The sequence below is a fragment of the uncultured Brevundimonas sp. genome (assembly GCF_937870815.1).
Classification (GTDB): domain Bacteria; phylum Pseudomonadota; class Alphaproteobacteria; order Caulobacterales; family Caulobacteraceae; genus Brevundimonas.
In genome coordinates, this window is sequence record NZ_CALMZS010000163.1 from 1 (window position 1) to 16,867 (window position 16,867).

The 16,867-nt window shown below is 70.4% G+C and carries 17 protein-coding genes, 1 tRNA gene and 1 pseudogene; 4 read left to right on the forward strand and 15 right to left on the reverse strand.

What is annotated here, in order from left to right; all coding sequences use genetic code 11:
- Positions 1 to 218, reverse strand: a pseudogene (locus Q0588_RS10645) (peptidase M28); the annotation flags it as partial.
- 158 nt (positions 219 to 376) lie between these two features.
- Between Q0588_RS10645 and ligA the strand changes: the two are divergent.
- Positions 377 to 2,716, forward strand: a complete 2,340-nt coding sequence (gene ligA, locus Q0588_RS10650; protein WP_298745933.1) for an NAD-dependent DNA ligase LigA — start codon at positions 377 to 379, stop codon at positions 2,714 to 2,716.
- Here ligA and Q0588_RS10655 read toward each other — a convergent pair.
- The 5 genes from Q0588_RS10655 to glmU form a co-directional block, all read right to left on the reverse strand.
- Positions 2,713 to 3,702, reverse strand: coding sequence for an aldo/keto reductase (locus Q0588_RS10655; protein WP_298745934.1), 990 nt, complete (start codon positions 3,700 to 3,702; stop codon positions 2,713 to 2,715). The genes ligA and Q0588_RS10655 overlap by 4 nt on opposite strands.
- 67 nt (positions 3,703 to 3,769) lie before the next feature.
- A complete protein-coding gene (locus Q0588_RS10660) occupies positions 3,770 to 5,584 on the reverse strand; it encodes an aminopeptidase P family protein (RefSeq protein WP_298745935.1) in 1,815 nt (604 codons plus the stop codon).
- A gap of 53 nt (positions 5,585 to 5,637) precedes the next feature.
- Positions 5,638 to 7,020, reverse strand: a complete 1,383-nt coding sequence (gene gor / locus Q0588_RS10665; protein ID WP_298745936.1) for a glutathione-disulfide reductase — start codon at positions 7,018 to 7,020, stop codon at positions 5,638 to 5,640.
- 24 nt (positions 7,021 to 7,044) lie between these two features.
- A complete protein-coding gene (rpiA, locus tag Q0588_RS10670; protein ID WP_298745937.1) occupies positions 7,045 to 7,767 on the reverse strand; it encodes a ribose-5-phosphate isomerase RpiA in 723 nt (240 codons plus the stop codon).
- 63 nt (positions 7,768 to 7,830) lie between these two features.
- On the reverse strand, positions 7,831 to 9,183 hold the full coding sequence (glmU, locus tag Q0588_RS10675; protein ID WP_298745938.1) for a bifunctional UDP-N-acetylglucosamine diphosphorylase/glucosamine-1-phosphate N-acetyltransferase GlmU: 1,353 nt from the start codon (positions 9,181 to 9,183) through the stop codon (positions 7,831 to 7,833).
- Between the two features lie 88 nt (positions 9,184 to 9,271).
- Between glmU and Q0588_RS10680 the strand changes: the two genes are divergently transcribed.
- The 3 genes from Q0588_RS10680 to Q0588_RS10690 all read left to right on the forward strand — a co-directional run bounded on the left by Q0588_RS10680 (position 9,272) and on the right by Q0588_RS10690 (position 10,571).
- Positions 9,272 to 10,012 (forward strand): HAD hydrolase-like protein, encoded by a 741-nt coding sequence (locus Q0588_RS10680; RefSeq protein WP_298745939.1) that lies wholly within the window; start codon positions 9,272 to 9,274, stop codon positions 10,010 to 10,012.
- Positions 10,003 to 10,077: transfer RNA gene (locus Q0588_RS10685), tRNA-Val, on the forward strand. The genes Q0588_RS10680 and Q0588_RS10685 overlap by 10 nt, the downstream gene beginning before the upstream one ends.
- 269 nt (positions 10,078 to 10,346) lie before the next feature.
- Entirely contained in the window at positions 10,347 to 10,571 is a 225-nt protein-coding gene (locus tag Q0588_RS10690; protein ID WP_292026897.1) for a hypothetical protein, read from the forward strand.
- A gap of 56 nt (positions 10,572 to 10,627) precedes the next feature.
- Here the strand turns inward: Q0588_RS10690 and Q0588_RS10695 are convergent, their stop codons facing one another.
- The 9 genes from Q0588_RS10695 to Q0588_RS10735 form a co-directional block, all read right to left on the reverse strand.
- Positions 10,628 to 11,263 carry a hypothetical protein gene (locus Q0588_RS10695; protein ID WP_298745940.1) on the reverse strand — a complete coding sequence of 212 codons (636 nt, stop codon included), beginning with the start codon at positions 11,261 to 11,263 and terminating at the stop codon, positions 10,628 to 10,630.
- The gene (locus tag Q0588_RS10700; protein WP_292026902.1) at positions 11,260 to 12,150 is read right to left on the reverse strand and encodes a DNA-processing protein DprA; all 891 of its coding nucleotides are present in this window, start codon (positions 12,148 to 12,150) and stop codon (positions 11,260 to 11,262) included. Before Q0588_RS10700 ends, Q0588_RS10695 begins: the two co-directional genes overlap by 4 nt.
- Before the next feature lie 323 nt (positions 12,151 to 12,473).
- Complete coding sequence (locus Q0588_RS10705; protein ID WP_298745941.1) at positions 12,474 to 14,051, reverse strand: Fic family protein; 1,578 nt, start codon at positions 14,049 to 14,051, stop codon at positions 12,474 to 12,476.
- A gap of 231 nt (positions 14,052 to 14,282) precedes the next feature.
- Positions 14,283 to 14,702 (reverse strand): AlpA family phage regulatory protein, encoded by a 420-nt coding sequence (locus Q0588_RS10710; RefSeq protein WP_292026907.1) that lies wholly within the window; start codon positions 14,700 to 14,702, stop codon positions 14,283 to 14,285.
- Positions 14,699 to 14,899, reverse strand: a complete 201-nt coding sequence (locus Q0588_RS10715; protein WP_292026909.1) for a hypothetical protein — start codon at positions 14,897 to 14,899, stop codon at positions 14,699 to 14,701. Before Q0588_RS10715 ends, Q0588_RS10710 begins: the two co-directional genes overlap by 4 nt.
- Complete coding sequence (locus Q0588_RS10720) at positions 14,892 to 15,179, reverse strand: hypothetical protein (protein ID WP_292026911.1); 288 nt, start codon at positions 15,177 to 15,179, stop codon at positions 14,892 to 14,894. The genes Q0588_RS10715 and Q0588_RS10720 overlap by 8 nt, the downstream gene beginning before the upstream one ends.
- Positions 15,176 to 15,778: a lytic transglycosylase domain-containing protein gene (locus Q0588_RS10725; protein ID WP_298745942.1), complete on the reverse strand. Its 603-nt coding sequence runs from the start codon at positions 15,776 to 15,778 to the stop codon at positions 15,176 to 15,178. The genes Q0588_RS10720 and Q0588_RS10725 overlap by 4 nt, the downstream gene beginning before the upstream one ends.
- Entirely contained in the window at positions 15,772 to 16,281 is a 510-nt protein-coding gene (locus Q0588_RS10730) for a S26 family signal peptidase (RefSeq protein ID WP_298745943.1), read from the reverse strand. Before Q0588_RS10730 ends, Q0588_RS10725 begins: the two co-directional genes overlap by 7 nt.
- The coding region (locus Q0588_RS10735) for a TrbI/VirB10 family protein (protein ID WP_298745944.1) at positions 16,278 to 16,867 on the reverse strand (590 nt) is incomplete at its 5' end. The genes Q0588_RS10735 and Q0588_RS10730, both read right to left, overlap by 4 nt.

The window sequence follows — 16,867 nt, forward strand, 5'->3', positions numbered from 1 at the left end:
AGCCGGCCGACGATATAGGCGCGGGCCCGGGCCCCGCCCGCGGAGCCGGTGTCGCGCCCCTGCATGTCGTCGGCGGCCAGCACGCGGACGTCCTCGAGCAGCTGGGCCTGTCCGGACGCAGCCGGCGCCGGCGCCGGCGGGGCGGCGACGGGGGCCGCGCAGGCGCCCAGCAGCACGGCGGCGGCGAACGGCGAAACGAGGACGTGGCGAAGACGCATGGAGACTCCCGTGGCGGGCCGGCAGGCTAGCAGGCTCCGGCGGCGACGCCAGATCAAGGTGGCGTCATGGTCCGCCGCGGCGGGAAACGGACGACACCCTCGCGGCGTTCGCGCCGGGTGCTAGAAGTCGGCGCGGAGATGGAGCGAAAACGATTCCCATGACCGGCGCCGCCGTCGACCAGCTGACCGAGGACCAGGCCCGGGACGAGCTCGCCCGCCTGACCGCCGAATTGGCGCGTCACGACGCCCTCTATCACGGCCGGGACGCGCCCGAGATCTCCGACGCCGCATACGACGCCCTGAAGCGACGGGCGCTCGAGATCGAGAGCCGCTTCCCCGAACTGACCATGGCGGATTCGCCCTCCCAGGTGGTCGGGGCGGCGGTCTCGGGCCCGTTCGCCCCGGTGCGCCACGGCGTGCCGATGCTGTCGCTGGACAACGCCTTCGACCGCGGCGAGGTCGCCGATTTCGAGGCCCGCATCCGCCGCTTCCTGAAGCTGGCGGCGGACCAGCCCATCGCCTTCGTGGCCGAGCCCAAGATCGACGGCCTGTCGGCCAGCCTGCGCTATGAGGGCGGCGCCCTGGTGCGCGGCGCGACCCGCGGCGACGGCCGCACGGGGGAGGACGTCACGGCGAACCTGCGGACGATCGGCGACATCCCCGAACGCCTGTCCGACGCCGGCTGGCCGGAGGTCATCGAGGTGCGCGGCGAGGTCTATGCGCCCAACGACGCCTTCGACGCCTTCAACGCCGCAGCCGAGGCGGCCGGGACGCGGACCTACGCCAACCCGCGCAATTTCGCCGCCGGCTCGCTGCGCCAGAAGGATGCGGCGATCACGGCCGGACGCCCGTTGCGCTTCTTCGCCTACGCCTGGGGCGAGACCTCGGAACGCTTCGCGGCGACCCAGTGGGAGGCCCTGCAGGCGCTCCGCGCCTGGGGCTTCCCGGTCAACGACCGGTCGCGGCGGGTCGAGGACGCGGCCGGGCTGATGGCCCTGTACGACGCCCTGCAGGCCGACCGGGCCACGCTCGGCTACGATATCGACGGGGTGGTCTACAAGGTCGACCGGCTCGACTGGCAGGACCGGCTCGGCTTCGTCGCCCGCACGCCGCGCTGGGCCGTCGCCCACAAATTCCCGGCCCAGCAGGCCCAGACGGTGCTCGAAGGCATCGACATCCAGGTCGGAAGGACGGGCTCGCACACGCCGGTGGCGCGGCTGCGTCCGGTGACCGTCGGCGGGGTGGTGGTCCGCAACGCCACCCTGCACAACGCCGACGAGATCGCCCGGCTGGATGTCCGCATCGGCGACACCGTCACCGTGCAGCGGGCCGGCGACGTCATTCCGCAGATCCTCGGTGTGGTCGATCCCGACCGTCCCGGCCGCGGCGCGCCCTACGCCTTTCCGCACGTCTGCGCCTGCCCGCTGGAGACGGCGCTGGTGAAGGAGACCAACGCCTCGGGCGTGGAGTCGGTGGTGCGGCGCTGCACCGGCGAGCTGGCCTGCCCGTTCCAGCGCATCGAGCACCTCAAGCATTTCTGCGGCCGCCGCGCCTTCGACATCGAGGGGCTGGGCGAGAAGCAGTTGATCGCCTTCCACGAGCGCGGCTGGATCAGCGAGCCCGCCGACATCTTCCGCCTCGCCCGGGACGAGGCGAAGCTGGAGACGCTCCGGGCCGAGGACGGCTATGGCGAGACCAGCGTGCGCAATCTGGTCGCCGGCATCGAGGCGCGCCGGACCATCGCCCTCGACCGCTTCATCTACGGTCTCGGGGTGCGCGACATCGGCGAGCAGACCTCGATCGTGCTGGCCCGGGCCTTCGAGACCTGGCCGGCCTTCGAGGCGGCCTGCCTCGCCGCCGCCGAAGGCCTGCCGAGCGAGGACTGGGTCAGGCTGAACGACGCCCACGCCGTCTCGCCCCGCGTCGTCGCGGCGCTGGCGGCGGCCTCCCCGCCCGCCGAAGACCCGTGGCCCGAAGCGCCGCTGGATCAGAAGATCGCCCTCGCCTTCCCGGGCCTCGCCGCCCCGGCCCGGCGCGGACTGGCCAGCATGGCCGACGACTGGGCCGGCCTGGTGGAACTGGCCCGGGTGGCCCGCGAGGACGGCCCCTCCGAAGGACTGGGCCAGATCGCGGGCGTTTCCGGCGTCGGCCCGGTCGCGGCGCGGGCCCTGGCCCTGTTCTTCCGCGAGAGCCACAACCGCGCCATGGTCGATGCGCTGGTGGCGGAGCTGGACCGCATCGAGGACGCCGAAAAGCCGAAGTCGGACACGGCGGTGGCCGGCAAGACCGTGGTCTTCACCGGCGCCCTCGAGCGCTTCACCCGGGACGAGGCCAAGGCGCGGGCGGAATCGCTCGGCGCCAAGGTGTCGGGCTCGGTGTCGAAGAAGACCGACTATCTCGTCGCCGGCCCCGGCGCGGGGTCGAAACTGGCCGAGGCGCAGAGGCACGGGGTGAAGGTGCTGTCCGAGGACGAGTGGCTGGAGCTGACCGGCGGCTAGCGGTTCAGCGCCTCGCGAGCGGCCTCGGCGTAGCGGTGGCCCGAGGCGGCGCCCCGGGGAAAGACCGCCTCGATGCGGGCGATATCCTCCGGCGTCAGGTTCAGGTCGACGGCGGCGACATTCTCCTCCAGCGTGCGGATGCGGCGGGTGCCGGGGATGGGCACGAGGTGGTCGCCCTGGGCCAGAACCCAGGCCAGCGCCAGCTGCGCCGCCGTCACCCCCTTGCCGGCGGCGATAGCCTGAACCGCCTCCACCAGGTCGAGGTTCTTCTGGAAATTCTCGCCCATGAAGCGCGGGTTGGTGCGGCGGAAGTCATCCGGCGCCAGGTCGTCGACCGACTTGATCTCGCCGGACAGGAAGCCCCGGCCGAGCGGACTATAGGGCACGAAGCCGATGCCCAGTTCCTCGCAGAGCGCCAGCAGCTCGTCCTCCGGCTCGCGGCTCCACAGTGAATATTCGGTCTGCAGGGCGGTAATCGGATGGGTGGCGTGGCCGCGGCGCAGGGTCTCGGGCGCGGCCTCGGACAGGCCGAGGAAGCGGACCTTGCCCTCGGTCACCAGTTCGCCCATGGCCCCGACCGTCTCCTCGATCGGCGTGTCCGGGTCGACGCGGTGCAGGTAGTAGAGGTCGACGTGGTCCGTCCCCAGCCGCTTCAGGCTGCCCTCGATGGCGCGGCGGACGTTGGCGGGGGAGCCGTCGACCGTCAGGGCGGTGCGGTCGGCGTTGTAGCCGATGCCGAATTTGGTGGCGATGAAGGCCTGATCGCGCCGCCCGGCCAGGGCCTTGACGAGCTGGATTTCATTGGTGTGCGGGCCGTACATCTCGGCGGTGTCGAACAAGGTGACGCCGAGCTCGAGGGCGCGGTGGATCACCGCCGTCGCCTGCGCCTCGTCCGAGGCCTGGCCGTAGAAGGCCGCCATGCCCATACAGCCGAGGCCGATGGCCGAAACCTCGGGGCCCGAACGGCCCAGCCTGCGCGTCTTCATCGGTCCGTCTCCTGAATCGGCGCCGGCGCGCCTCCGCCGGCCATCGTCAGGTGGGCGCCGTCGCCCCCTAGGTCAACGGCGCGCAGGCGGCGCGCAGCCAGTCGAGCGCCTCGCCGTCCAGCAACGACCCGACCCTGGCCAGGGTCTCCGCGTGATAGGCGTCGACATAGGCGCGTTCGGCGTCGGTCAGCAGATCGACGTCGATCAGCCTGCGGTCCAGCGGCGCGAAGGTCAGCTGTTCGAAGCCGTGCATCGGCCGCTCGCCGCCCGGGATCGGCTCCGGCGGGGTGACCACCTGCAGGGTCTCGATGCGGATGCCCCAATGACCCTCGCGGTAATAGCCCGGTTCGTTGGACAGGATCATGCCGGTCAGCAGCGGCTGCGCGTTCACCGCCTTGGCGATGCGCTGCGGCCCCTCGTGCACGCCGAGATAGCTGCCGACACCGTGGCCGGTGCCGTGGTCGTAGTCGAGGCCCTGCATCCACAGCGGCAACCGCGCCAGGGCGTCGAGCTGGTGGCCGGTCGTGCCGGCCGGGAAGCGGACGGTGGCCATGGCGACATGACCCTTGAGCACAAGGGTGAACATGCGGCGCTGGTCGGCGGTCGGTTCGCCGATCGCCATGGTGCGGGTCACGTCGGTGGTGCCGTCCAGATACTGGCCGCCGCCGTCGACGAGCAGCAAACTGCCCTTTTCGATCCGCCGGATGGTGCGCGTCACCGGCTTGTAGTGCGGCAGGGCGCCGTTCGGGCCGGCCCCGGCGATGGTGTCGAACGACAGGTCCTTCAGGGCGCCGGTCTGCTCGCGGAAGCGCTCGAGGGTCTCGGCGATCTCGCGCTCGTCCGGCAGGGTCCGCTGCGCCACCGTATCGACCCAGTGCAGGAAGCGGCTGAGGGCGGCGCCGTCGCGGATGTGGGCCTGGCGGGCGCCCTCGATCTCGACCGGGTTCTTGCAGGCGCGCGGCAGGGCGCAGGGGTCCATGCCGCGCACGACCGTCGCGCCGGCCGCCTCGAGCCGGTCGAAATACCAGGCCGGGGACTGGCCCGGATCGATCAGCACCGGCCTGCCGGAGAGCCCGTCCAGCGCGCCGGGCAGGGCCTCGGGGGTCTCCAGCGTCACGGCGTCGCCGAGCCAGCCCGGCAATTCGTTGGTGACCTTGCGGGGATCGAGGAACAGCCGGGCCGAGCCGTCCGCCTCGACCACGGCCTGGCCGAGCGGCAGGGGCGTGCGGATGACGTCGCCGCCGCGGATGTTGAACAGCCAGGCGATCGACGACGGCGCCGTCAGCACCGCCGCATCGGCGCCGGCGTCGCGGATCGCCTGGCCGATCCGGGCCCGTTTCGAGGCGCTGGTCTCGCCGGAGTAGCGGTCCCCGTGCGGGACCACCGGCGCGGCCGGCTGTTCCGGGCGCTCGTCGGCCCAGGCGAGATCGAGCGGATTGGGATCGACGGGCTTCAGTTCGGCCCCGGCCCTGGCCGCCGCCCGCCTCAGCGCCGCCAGGGCGTCGGGGCTGTGCAGGCGCGGATCGTAGCCGATCACAGCGCCGCGGGGCGCGCCCTCGAGCCAGCGCGCGACGCCGCTGTCTTCCAGCGACAGGATCTCGAACCAGGCCGGATCGACCTGGGCCCGGACCTGCACCGTGTAGCGGCCGTCGGCGAACACCGCGGCCCGGTCCGTCAGCACCGCGCCGGCGCCGGCGGAGCCGGTGAAGCCGGTCAGCCAGGCGAGCCGGTCGTTGGCGGCCGGCAGGTATTCGTTCTGGTGCTCGTCCTCGTGCGGGACCAGCAGGCCGTCGAGGCCCTGCTCGGCCATCTTCGCCCGGATCCGGGGCAGGTGCCTGGCCCCGAAGGACGGGTCGGTGGTTTCGTCGAAGGACTGGCGCATGGGGGTAGATAGACCTCGCCGGGCGGTTTGGGGAAGGGGCGGCGGCCGGCCGGTCAGGCCGCGCTGGTGGTCGGCGCCTGCCTTTCCTTCAGGGTGACCAATTCCTCGGCCATGGTCGGGTGGACGGCGCAGGTGGCGTCCCACTGGGCCTTGGTCAGGCCGGCCTTCACGGCGATGGCGGCCAGCTGGATCATCTCCGGGGCCTCGGGGCCGACGATGTGGACGCCGACCACCTTCTGGCTGGTGGCGTCGACGACCAGCTTCATCAGCATCCGTTCGTCCGAGCCGGTGAAGGCGTATTTCATCGGCCGGAAGCGGGTCAGATAGACGTCGACCTCGCCGGGGCAGGAATGGCGCGCCTCGCTCTCGGACAGGCCGACGACGCCGACCGGCGGCTGGCTGAACACGGCGGTGGCGACGGCCTCATAGTCGAAATGGACGGGGTTGTTGCGGTAGACGGTCTCGTGGAAGGCCACCGCCTCGCGGATCGCCACCGGGGTCAGGTTCATGCGGTCGGTGACGTCGCCGATGGCCCAGATGTTTTCGGCCGTGGTCTTCGAGAAGGCGTCCACGCAGACGGCGCCGTTGTCGTCGATCTTCACCCCCGCGTTCTCGAGGCCCAGGTCCTGGACGTGGGGGACGCGGCCGGTGGCGAACATGACCACGTCGGTCTCGAGGCTCATGCCGTTCTCGAGGTGGTTGACGACGCCCGTCGCGGTCTTCTCCAGCGACTTGTGCTGGCAGCCGAGGATGACCTTGATCCCCCGCTTCTCGATCTCGCCGGCGAGGTGGGCGCGGACATCGTCGTCGAAGCCGCGCAGGATGTTGGGGCCGCGGTAGATCAGGGTGGTCTCGACGCCGAGGCCGGCGAAGATGCCGGCGAATTCGACGGCGATATAGCCGCCGCCGGCGATCAGGATGCGCTTCGGCAACTCCGGCAGGTGGAAGGCCTCTTCCGAGGTGATGGCGTGCTCGATGCCCGTCAGGTTCTCCGGCTTCCACGGCCGGCCGCCGGTGGCGATCAGGATGTTCTCCGCCGTGACCGTGCGGTCCTTGCCGACGATCTCGACGGTGTGGGCGTCCCTGAGCACGGCGCGGCCGTGGATCAGGTCGACGCCGGCCTTGCCGAGGTTGGCGGCGTAGATGCCGGACAGGCGGGCGATCTCGACGTCCTTGGCCTCAAGAAAGGCCGGCCAGTCGAATTTCGTCCCTTCGAACGACCAGCCGTAGCCTTCGGCGATCTCGAGGGCGTGGCTGACCTCGGAGGCCATGACCATGAATTTCTTGGGCACGCAGCCGCGGATGACGCAGGTGCCGCCGACCCGGTGCTCCTCGGCGATGGCGACGCGCCTGCCGCCGAGGGCGGTCAGGCGGGCGGCGCGGACGCCGCCGGAGCCGGCGCCGATGACGAAGAGGTCGTAGTCGTGGTCGGCCATGCTCTGCTTTCGAAACCGCTGGGGTTACGGAGTTAGGACATCGACGCCGGAATCCAAGCCGATGATCGCCTCGTCGGCCAGGTCGAGGAACAGGCCGTGCTCGACCACGCCGGTGATCAGCTTGAGGTCGTCGGCGAGCCGGACGGGGTCGTGGATGGCGCCGCATTTGGCGTCGTAGATCAGATTGCCGCCGTCGGTGCGGACAGGCTGGGCGCCTATGCTCGCGACGCGGTCGCTCGCGGCTGGAGGCGAGGCGGTTCTCACCCGGGCGGGCAGGACGATGTCGTGGTCGGCGAGCACGTCGGCGATGCGGTTGGCTGTGGTCTTGTGGCCGAAGGCGACGACCTCGATCGGCAGGGCGAAGGCGCCCAGCACGGGCACGACCTTGGCCCTGTCGGCGATGACGAGGCAGCGGGCCGAGGCCTCCCAGACCAGCTTCTCGCGCAGCAGGGCCGCGCCGCCGCCCTTGATCAGGGCGAGGCCGGGGCCGACCTCGTCGGCGCCGTCGACGGTCAGGTCGATGCGCGGGGAGTCCTCCAGGGTCGAGAGCGGCAGGCCGAGCGCGCGGGCCAGTTCGGCGGTGGCCTCGGAGGTCGGGACGCAGCGCAGATTGGGGAGGTTTCGCGCGCCCAGCGCCTTGACGAACCAGGCGGCGGTCGAACCGGTGCCGAGGCCGACGACCATCCCGGCCTCGACGCGGAGGGCGGCGGCTTCGCCGGCGAGGCGTTTCTGGAGATCAGCGGACATGGGCCGGCTCGCGAGCAAAGCCCTTCCCCTCGAGGGGGAAGGGGGTCGAAGGATGGCCGACGCTCATGTCTTCGCCGCCTTCTTCGCCCGCATCGTCTCCATGAACCGGGCGGCCCAGCCGGTCTTCGCCGTCTGCTGGCCACGGGCCAGGGCCAGGTCGCCCGGGGCCACGTCGCCCGTGATCACCGAGCCCGAGCCGACCATGGCCCCGGCCCCGATGGTCACCGGGGCGACCAGGGAGCTGTTGGAGCCGACGAAAGCCCCTTCGCCCACCGTCGTACGATGTTTGAAGAAGCCATCGTAATTGCAGAAGATGGTCCCGGCCCCGATGTTGGCCCCGGCCCCGACCGCGCCGTCGCCGAGATAGGCGAGGTGGTTGGCCTTGGCGCCCTCGCCCATCCTGACGTTCTTGACCTCGACGAAATTGCCGACCCTGACCTTCTCGCCCAGGTCCGCGCCGGGGCGGAGGCGGGCGTAGGGGCCGACCTCGGCCCCGGCCGCGACGGTCGCGCCCTCGATATGGCTGAAGGCGCGGATGCGGGCCCCGGAGGCGATCCGGACGCCGGGGCCGAACACCACATGGGGCTCGATCGTGGTCCCGCCGCCGACCTCGGTGTCCCAGGCCAGATGGACGGTGTCGGGGGCCGGCAGGGTGACGCCGGCCGCCATCAGGGCCGCGCGCCGGGCGCGCTGGAACAGGGCCTCGGCGACGGCGAGTTCGGCCTGGGAATTGACCCCCATGACGGCGTCCTCGGCGGCGAAGACGGCCCGGGTCGGGGCGCCGCGGCGACGGGCCAGCTCGACCACGTCGGTCAGATAGTATTCGCCCCTGGCGTTTTCGCATCCGACCTCGGCCAGCAGGTCGAACAGCAGGCCGACCGGGGCGGCCAAGACCCCGGAATTGCAGGCGGTCAGGGCCAGCACCTCGGCCGAGGCCTCCCTGGCCTCGGTGATGGCCAGCAGCCGGTCCCCGTCCATGACCAGCCGCCCGTAGGCGCCGGGATCGCGGGCCTCGAAGCCGATGACGGTGACGCCGTCCGCCGAGGCGAACACCGGCTCGATGTCGGCGGCGGTCAGCAGGGGCACGTCGCCATAGGTGACCACCACCTGGCCGACGAAATCGCCCAGCACGGCCTCGGCGGCGCGCACCGCGTGGCCGGTGCCCAGCGGCGGGTCCTGGACCGCGACGGCGTCCTCGCCCAGCCGCTTGACGACATGGGCGCGGACCTCGGGCGAATGCGCCCCCACCACCACCACGATCCGCTCGCAGCCCAGGGCCTCGGCGGCGTCGATGGCGTGGTCCAGCATGGCCCGGCCGCCGACCGGGTGCAGCACCTTGGGCAGGGGCGACCTCATCCGCGTGCCCTGGCCGGCGGCGAGGATGACGGCGGCCCGGGGATGAGAAATGCTGGTCATGAATCGGTCCGGCGGCTAGTCGTCATTTTCGGTCTAGCGCGTCGGCGCCGGGCTTGGAACCGTCCCGGCCCCGAAGGAGCCCGCCCGCATGACCGATCGCGATCTGACCGGCGTCACCATCGTCTTCGACCTGGACGGCACCCTGGTCGATTCCGCGCCCGATCTGATGGCCACGCTGAACCGGATGCTGGCCCTGCACGACCTGCCGCAGGTCCCGTTTTCCTCGGCCCGCCACCTGGTCGGTCACGGGGCCAGGGCCTTGCTGGAGCACGGCTTCGCCGAGGCCGGCGCCACCTGGGACGAGGCCCGGTCGCCCGAACTGTTCGACGCCTTCATCGCCGACTATCGGAACCACATCGCCGACCAGACCCGGCCGTTCCCCGGCGTGGTCGAGGCGCTGGACCGGCTGGCCGCCCGCGGCGCCGTCCTGTGCGTCGCCACCAACAAGCGCACCGACCTGTCACGGGCCCTGATCGCGGCGCTGGACCTGGGCCGTCATTTCGCCGCCGTCGTCGGCCCTGACGCCGTTTCGGCCCGAAAGCCCGACGGCGCCCATCTGCGCGAGGCGGTGCTGAAGGCCGGCGGCGATCCCGCCCGCGCCGTCATGGTCGGCGACAGCGCCACCGACACCGGCGCGGCCCGGAACGTCCCCATGCCGTGCATCGTCGTCAGCTTCGGCTACACCGAAATCGCGCCCGCCGACCTCGGCGGCGACCTGGTGATCGACGCCTTTTCCGAGCTCGAGGCGGCGCTGGACCGCCTGATCCGACGCTTGCGCCCCTCGGCCGGCCGGGCTATGTCCCCGCCTCCCCGATTGATGGATGCGTAGCTCAGCGGGAGAGCACCTCGTTCACACCGAGGGGGTCACAGGTTCAATCCCTGTCGCATCCACCATTTTTCCTGAACAAAAACATACATCTGGCGGAGAGCCACCCTCCGCATACGGATGATTTTTTGGGCAAAATCGAGTTAGTGGGGCAGTAGTGGGGCAGTCGCCGCGCAAAACTACCGCCCGAAACGAGACAAAGCGCCCTGAAAAGCATTGATTGGAACCGAGACCGGGGCTGATTCGACCCCGCTCGGCCGCGGCCTTTTGCAGGGCGTTTCATCCAAATCCGTCTCCCGGCCTCAATCCACCGCGACCCGTTATCGAAAGAGCTCCCATGGCGTTGATCCCGGACCATCCCAACGACGCCGGAACCTGGACCCGCCTGGAGGGTCGGGAGGGGTTCGCGCTTTGGCGTCGCGAGCGTCTGACGTTGGCGCCGGTCACGATGTACTATGTCGTCGCGCCGCCCCGGCAGAGCGAGATTCTCTACGACGAAGCCAAGGCTCGCCTTCGCTTCAACGAACTCGCTGGCGTTTCCGGCCGAGAGACAGCCCTTTAAGGAAGGCTTCGCAGACGCGCGATCCGCCGGCGGTTCCGGCGGCCCGCTCCAGATCCTCAGCCCTGGGCGGCGGCAAATGGATTGGCGAAGACCCGGCGCGCGATGAAGATGCCCGTGATAGCCACGCCTGGAAATCTGCGCGACAGGATCGTGTGGGCCGCCCGAAAATGGGTGCCGGCCGTCAGGACGTCGTCCAGAATTCCGATCTGGCCGACGGGCGCGACGGCAAGAGACTCGTCAATCTCGTAGGCTCCCAGGAGATCCTCGACCGTGTTTCGAACGCTCCCCGCTTCATGAGAAGGGGGCATGGACCGGGTTTGGCGGATGAGCCGGCGAACATCAGCCGCAGGCTGGATCGCCGCTGCCATGTCGAACATACGGTCGTCGTAAGCCGGGTCGCCCACCATTTTCGAGGGCGGAATAGGGACGATGACGGACTGCCGGATCCAGTCGTGGTTCAGCGCCTTTCCGAGCGCGCCGGCGCACTTCCCGATCGCTTCCCGCTTGTAGCCAAGCTCGGCCGCTGATGCCGTGGGCTTCTTCTTGAGATTGGAAATCAGGGAGTTCGCCTTGCTGTACGAATAGCCCTGCCCCGACGTGAACTCGAGGAGGTACAGGCAGGCGTCCGCCGGCGTCAGGTGGTAGTGATCGCCGCGGTTGCTGTCATCGATCTGCCTGAAGCGGATCGTCATGCAAGGGCGTTCCAGATGTCATCCATCGATCGAACGCGAATGGCGCCCAGGTCGGCGAACCTCCGGGGCCACGTCAGCTTCAGCGACGGGTCGAAACAGCTGTCGAGGATGAAGAGCTTGCGGCCCTGGTGCAGGGCGGCCCGTGCCTGAGTGAGGGTCCCGGACGTGTCGCTCGCCTCCACGATAACGGTGCCCTCGGTGAGGGCGCTCATCGTCACATTTCGCTCGGGGAAGAACAGGCGATTCTGCTGGGGCCCCTGTTTGCCGTAGCGCAACAGCGGCACCTGCGAGATCAGCAGATGATCCGTGGCGATCTGGTCCTGAAGGTCCCTGTTGGCTTTCGGATAGTACTGTCCAAGCGGTGTTCCGATGACGGCGATAGTGCGGCCACCGCATCCCAAGGCGGCGGTGTGCGTCGCGCGGTCGATACCCTCTGCCAGCCCGGACACGACGGTGAACCCACGCTCAACCAGGCCTTTGGCGATCTGGGCTGCTCGTTGGGTGCCCTGCTCTGTGGCTTTCCGCGCCCCTACGACCGCGATGGAGCGGGTCTCGGTGAGCTCCCATGCCCCCTGGTAGTAGAGGACTTCGATCGGGTGGCGCGCGTCGCGAAGCCGTTCGGGATAGTCGCCGGCATGGTTGATCCGGACGCCGAACCGATGGACGCCCGACTTCTTGAGCCGGGCGAACACCTCGTCCGCAGCCGCCTCGGCGGCGGAGCGGGACACGAAATCGGACGGAAGAGCCGACGGGTCCCGAGCGAAACGGTCTGCGAGCGTCTTGAAGGTCGCGCCCTGCTCCAGCCACAACGATTCGTACGCGCCCAGCTCGAGGCGCGGCGAAATGGGCGCCAGGGCCGCTCCATCTGCACGTAATGCCAGGTTCATTCTGAAGTCCGTTTGACAGAGATTGAATCAGCTGTCCCGAAGGATCAACGCCTGAGGTCGGTGAGCGTCCCGCTATGCTGCGCCAGATCAGGGCGTAGGGCACGTCTTAAGAACACCCCCCGAGACCAAGGCGGGCGCTTTTCGGGCAGCGGACGTTGCGAAAGGTCAGTTCTAGACGTCCGGCGGCGCCAGCGCCAATCTCCGCTCAGGGCGGGTCGTAAGCGGACATTGGCCCGGCGGGCCGGTTCGTCGGGCCTGCCGGCATCCGCTAAATGGCGAGCTCCCAAGCGCGAGGCAGAACCCTGGTCGACACGGTTCACGGATCAGATCGGCATCGGCGCGCGCTGGTCCCGCCGAAGGGCCTGCCAATAGTCTGCAGGCGCCGGCGTGCCGTCATGCGTCTCGATGACCAGGGCCGGGTTCGGCATCGTCAGCCGGGCGTGACGCGGACTCTCGCAGAAGGCATAGGCGCGCGCCCACGTCGTGATGGCGGCCTCCGTCGTCTCCTCCGAGCAGGCGGCGCTCACGCGCTGGCAGAATTCGAGCGACCGCACCAGGATGGAGGGGTCGTTCCGCCGCGACAGGGCGCGCAAGGCGTCGAGGTAGTCTTCCCTGAACACCGTCGGGATCACGATGCGGGACAGGCCGCCAGCCATGAGCTCCTTCGTCATCATGATGCGGCTCAGGCGCCCGTTCCCGTCATTGAAAGGATGGACGTCCGACAGCAGGAAATGGACGAACACGGCGCGCGAGAACGGGTCCTTCAGGGTCTCGAGTATCGATACGCCCTCCCGCAGGGTTCCCTCGACGCGGTCAGGGGCGACGAAGGTCGTATCCCCGGCCTTGTTGGTTCGCGTCTTGAACTTACCCGGCCGGACCGACGGCCGGGCGTCCATCAGGAGCCGGTGCCGTTCCCGGATCTCGGCGATGAACGCATCCGGGCCCCGCGCGCCGGCCGCGCGCGGGCCCAGATCGACGAGTTGAAGATAGGCGCCCAGGACGTCGTGCCCGTCTTCCGGCCGGGCGTCGGGCATCTTGCCTTCGAAGACGATCTCGACGGCTTCGCTGACGGCGAACTCCGTGCCTTCGATGAAGTTTGAGAAATACGCCTCTATGAACGCGCCGCTCGTCGTGCGGCCGGGCGTCGCGTCCCGATCGGCGATCGACAGGGGAGCGCGGGCCTGAAGATGATCCGCCAGGGTCACGAGGCGACCGACGCAGGCGGGGTCCAGAGGCGCGCCGGCGGCGCGGGCCCGTCCCTGGACCGTGCTGAGCTTGTCCTGGCGGGTCCGCAGCAGCGCGCCGATCAGACCGTTCAGGACCTCGAATTCCTTTTCCCGCTGGAGGACGGGCGCCAGAACCCGGGCCTGGTCCCGGATATGGTTCAGGCCCTCTTCGCCGTGGGTCGAGCACAGATTTTCCAGAGCGGCTTCGCCCCCCGCCTTGCCGAGGGTGCGGGCCGGTCCATTCCGGGCGCGCGACGGACTGAGGTTGTCGAGCAGCTTTCGGACCGGTCCCGCCAGCCAGGAGCCTAGATAGGGGATGTCGCCGTCGACGGGTCCAACACCCTGACGGATGTGGATCTCAAGACCCGGGAGGGTGATCACGTCCCGGGTCCGCGGCGCGCTGACGAAGACGTGGCCGACCCCGGTCGGCGCGCCGCCGGAGCGGTCCCTCCACGGCTGGCTTTCCATGCCCGTCCGGTCGGTGGCGACGCCGTCGGGAACGAGCCTGCCGAGGATGGTGGACCATTTTCGACGCACGACGGCGTCGACCGGCTCGGCGCCGGGTTCGACATAGACGCCGGTCGCGATGCGAACGAGCTTGCCGCCTTCATGATCGCGGCGGATCTTCCTGTCGGTCGCTTCGCTGCCCGAGGGCGTGAAGAGGATGTCAGCCATGACCGTCTCCCAAGACCGCGCGAAATACAGGAAATGTCCGTCACAGTCCCTTAAATCGCAATAATGTCCGCTATAGTCACTTAACGTAGTTTCTCTTAGGAGGCCAGCCAAAGGCAAAATGTCCGTAAAACTCCCTTATCGCGCTGAAATGTCCGCCAGGCTCTCTTTGTGCGATTGTGATGGGCAAAATCCGCAGGGGCGGCCTCTGAGCCCGTCGCCAGGCCCTTCGCCCTAGAATCCGAAATCGATCTGGTCGGCGGACACCTGTCGTTTCCGTCGGGGCGGGGCCGCCAGCGCCACAGGGCTTGGAGCCTCCGGCACGACCGCCGCCGGGGCGGCAGTGGGCTTTTCGGGCTGACGACGCGGCGATCGCGCGGTCTGGATCAGCTTGGGCTCCCGGGGTCGGACCAGCGGTCTGGGACAGGGGAGCCCCCGGGTCTTGCGTGTCGCCTTCCAGGCGGTCAGTTCGCTTTCCCACCAGCCGACCCGGTTAGGCGAGATGCGCACGGGTTCGGGAAAATCCCCGACCTGTTGCAGACGCCACGCGGTGGACCGGCTGAGGCCCGTGACGTCGCGAACCCGATCCCAGGGCAGCAACCGGTCTTCCGGCCCGCCCGTCTCGACCGGCCCGCCTTCAGGTTCGAACGTCACGACGCGCCTCCGAACATCCGGTCGGCCGCCGCCTCGAACACCTGACAAAGCACTCGGGCGTCGGTCGCGGCGTCCACGCAGTCGCGCGCCGCCCATCGCCGGGCCACATCCTTGATCGCGAAGCTGGCGGCCGGGTCCGCCAGCAGACCGGCGACCGTCGGCGGCGGCGGCGGCGTTCTGATCCCATGGTCAGCCACGGCGGCGCCCTCTCGCCGCCGGCGGCGCGGCGGTGCGGACGTCCGTGATCTGCGATCGCGCCCACTCCCGCAGCAAGCCGCGCGGATAATGGGGCCTGGACCGCACGTGACGGCAGGGCGGACCGCCACCGCCGGTCGACCACAGCCGCGCGAGGGTGGACGGCTTCAGCCGGATGCCGAACTGGGCCAGGAAGGCCGACGCCTCCGCCCGCGTCAGCAGGTCCTCGTCCCCGCACGTCGGGACCCCGGGTCCGGCCTCCGTCCCCGTTTCCCCGATCATCGCCCCGCTCCGCGCGGGCGACACTGGGTCGAGCTGGTGATTCCCTGCCCCGCCGTCAGCGCCAGGTAACAGTCCACGACCGTCGCTACATAGGCTTGGGTCTCGGCTATATCCGGCACTCGCCCCAGCCGCGCGACGCGGGCCGGACCCGCATTGTAGGCCGCCAGCGCAAGCCGCAGATCACCGAACCGCCGGATCTGACGCGCCAGATAGTCCGCGCCGCCGCGCAGGTTCTCGACGGGATCGAAGCGGTCGCGGACGCCGAGCTCCAGGGCGGTGCCCGGCATCAGCTGGGTCAGTCCTCCCGCGCCGACGGGCGAAAGGGCGTCGGGCCTGTAGGCGCTCTCGGTCACCACCAGGGCGTGGAGCAGTTTGGGATCCAGGCCGTGCCTCGCCGCGGCCGCGGCGACGGCCTCCTGGAAAGGCTGGCTGAGGGGCGCGATCCACGCCGCTTCAAGGCTGTCCGGGACCTCCTCGGCGACCGCCTCGGCGGGCCGGCCGAACAGATCGCCGCCGGCGTCGCGCCAGTTCACGGCCTGGGCCGACGCCGGCCCCGCGACCGCCGCCGCCATCGCGGCCAGGCAGGCCAGTCTCACCATGTCAGAACCTCCCGATAGACGCCGTCCACTCCCGACCGCGCGACCGGCCCGAAATAGCGGCTGTCGAAACTCCCGGCCGTGTCGCCCAGCAGGAAGAGCTCGCCGTCGGCCAGCCGCCGGCATCCCGCCCAGGCGGCCAGGGGCGCGCCCCGACGATCGCGCGCCAGGGCGCGCACCCGACCCGCCGGCGTGCGGACCACGCCGTCGTCAGCGCAGACCTCGTCGCCGCCGACCGCGGCGACCCGCTTGATCAGGCGCACGTCCGCCGGCATGCCGAGCGCCGCCAGATAGGGCCGCGCCCCGGCCGGCTGCGGGATGGCCACGACGGAGCCTCGGCCGGGCTCGGCCCCCGGCCGCCTCAGATAGACGCCGCGGGGCAGGCTCGGGCTCTCGTTGACCAGCGCCAGGGCCGGGCTCCGATCGGCGACCTTGGCCGCGCCTGCCAAAAGCCCGAGAGCGGCGATCGCCCCCCAAAGCCGGACCGATTTCAGGGGCCGGGTCATGGACGGTACGGCTCCAGGATCAGGTCCCGGGTGATCATCACCCGCACCGGCGCGCCGGCCCTCAGCCGGATCGAAGGCCGGACCTCCAGCTCGCGGTCCACCAGCCGGCCCCCGACCCGGGCGCCCTCGATGGCCGCCGCGTCGCCGGCGTCGCCGAGCAGGCCGCCCGAACCCCCGTCGTCGTCGCGGGCGATCTGGCCGAGCGTGGTGATGGCGCCGGCGAACAGCGTCCCCACCAGCAGCGGCCACAGCCGCCGATCAACCTGGCCCCGGACGCCGACCGCGCCCTGCGCGTCCACGCCCGGCTCACTGGTCAGGATCAGACTCTTGCCGTTGGGCAGGATCAGCCGTTCCCAGGTGAGGAAGGCCCGCCGATCGCCATAGGCGCTCTCGCCTTCGGACGTGCCGACCAGCCGCGTGCCCTGGGGCAGCAGCAGGTGACGGCCGCTCACGGAGTCATAGACATTCTGCGTGACCGTCGCGATCACGGGTCCGGCGCGCGAGGTGTCCACGGCCGTCAGAAGGGCCGCGGGCACGATGGCGCCGGCCTTGAGTTCGAACGGCGAAAGCGGCGCCACGAGCGCAT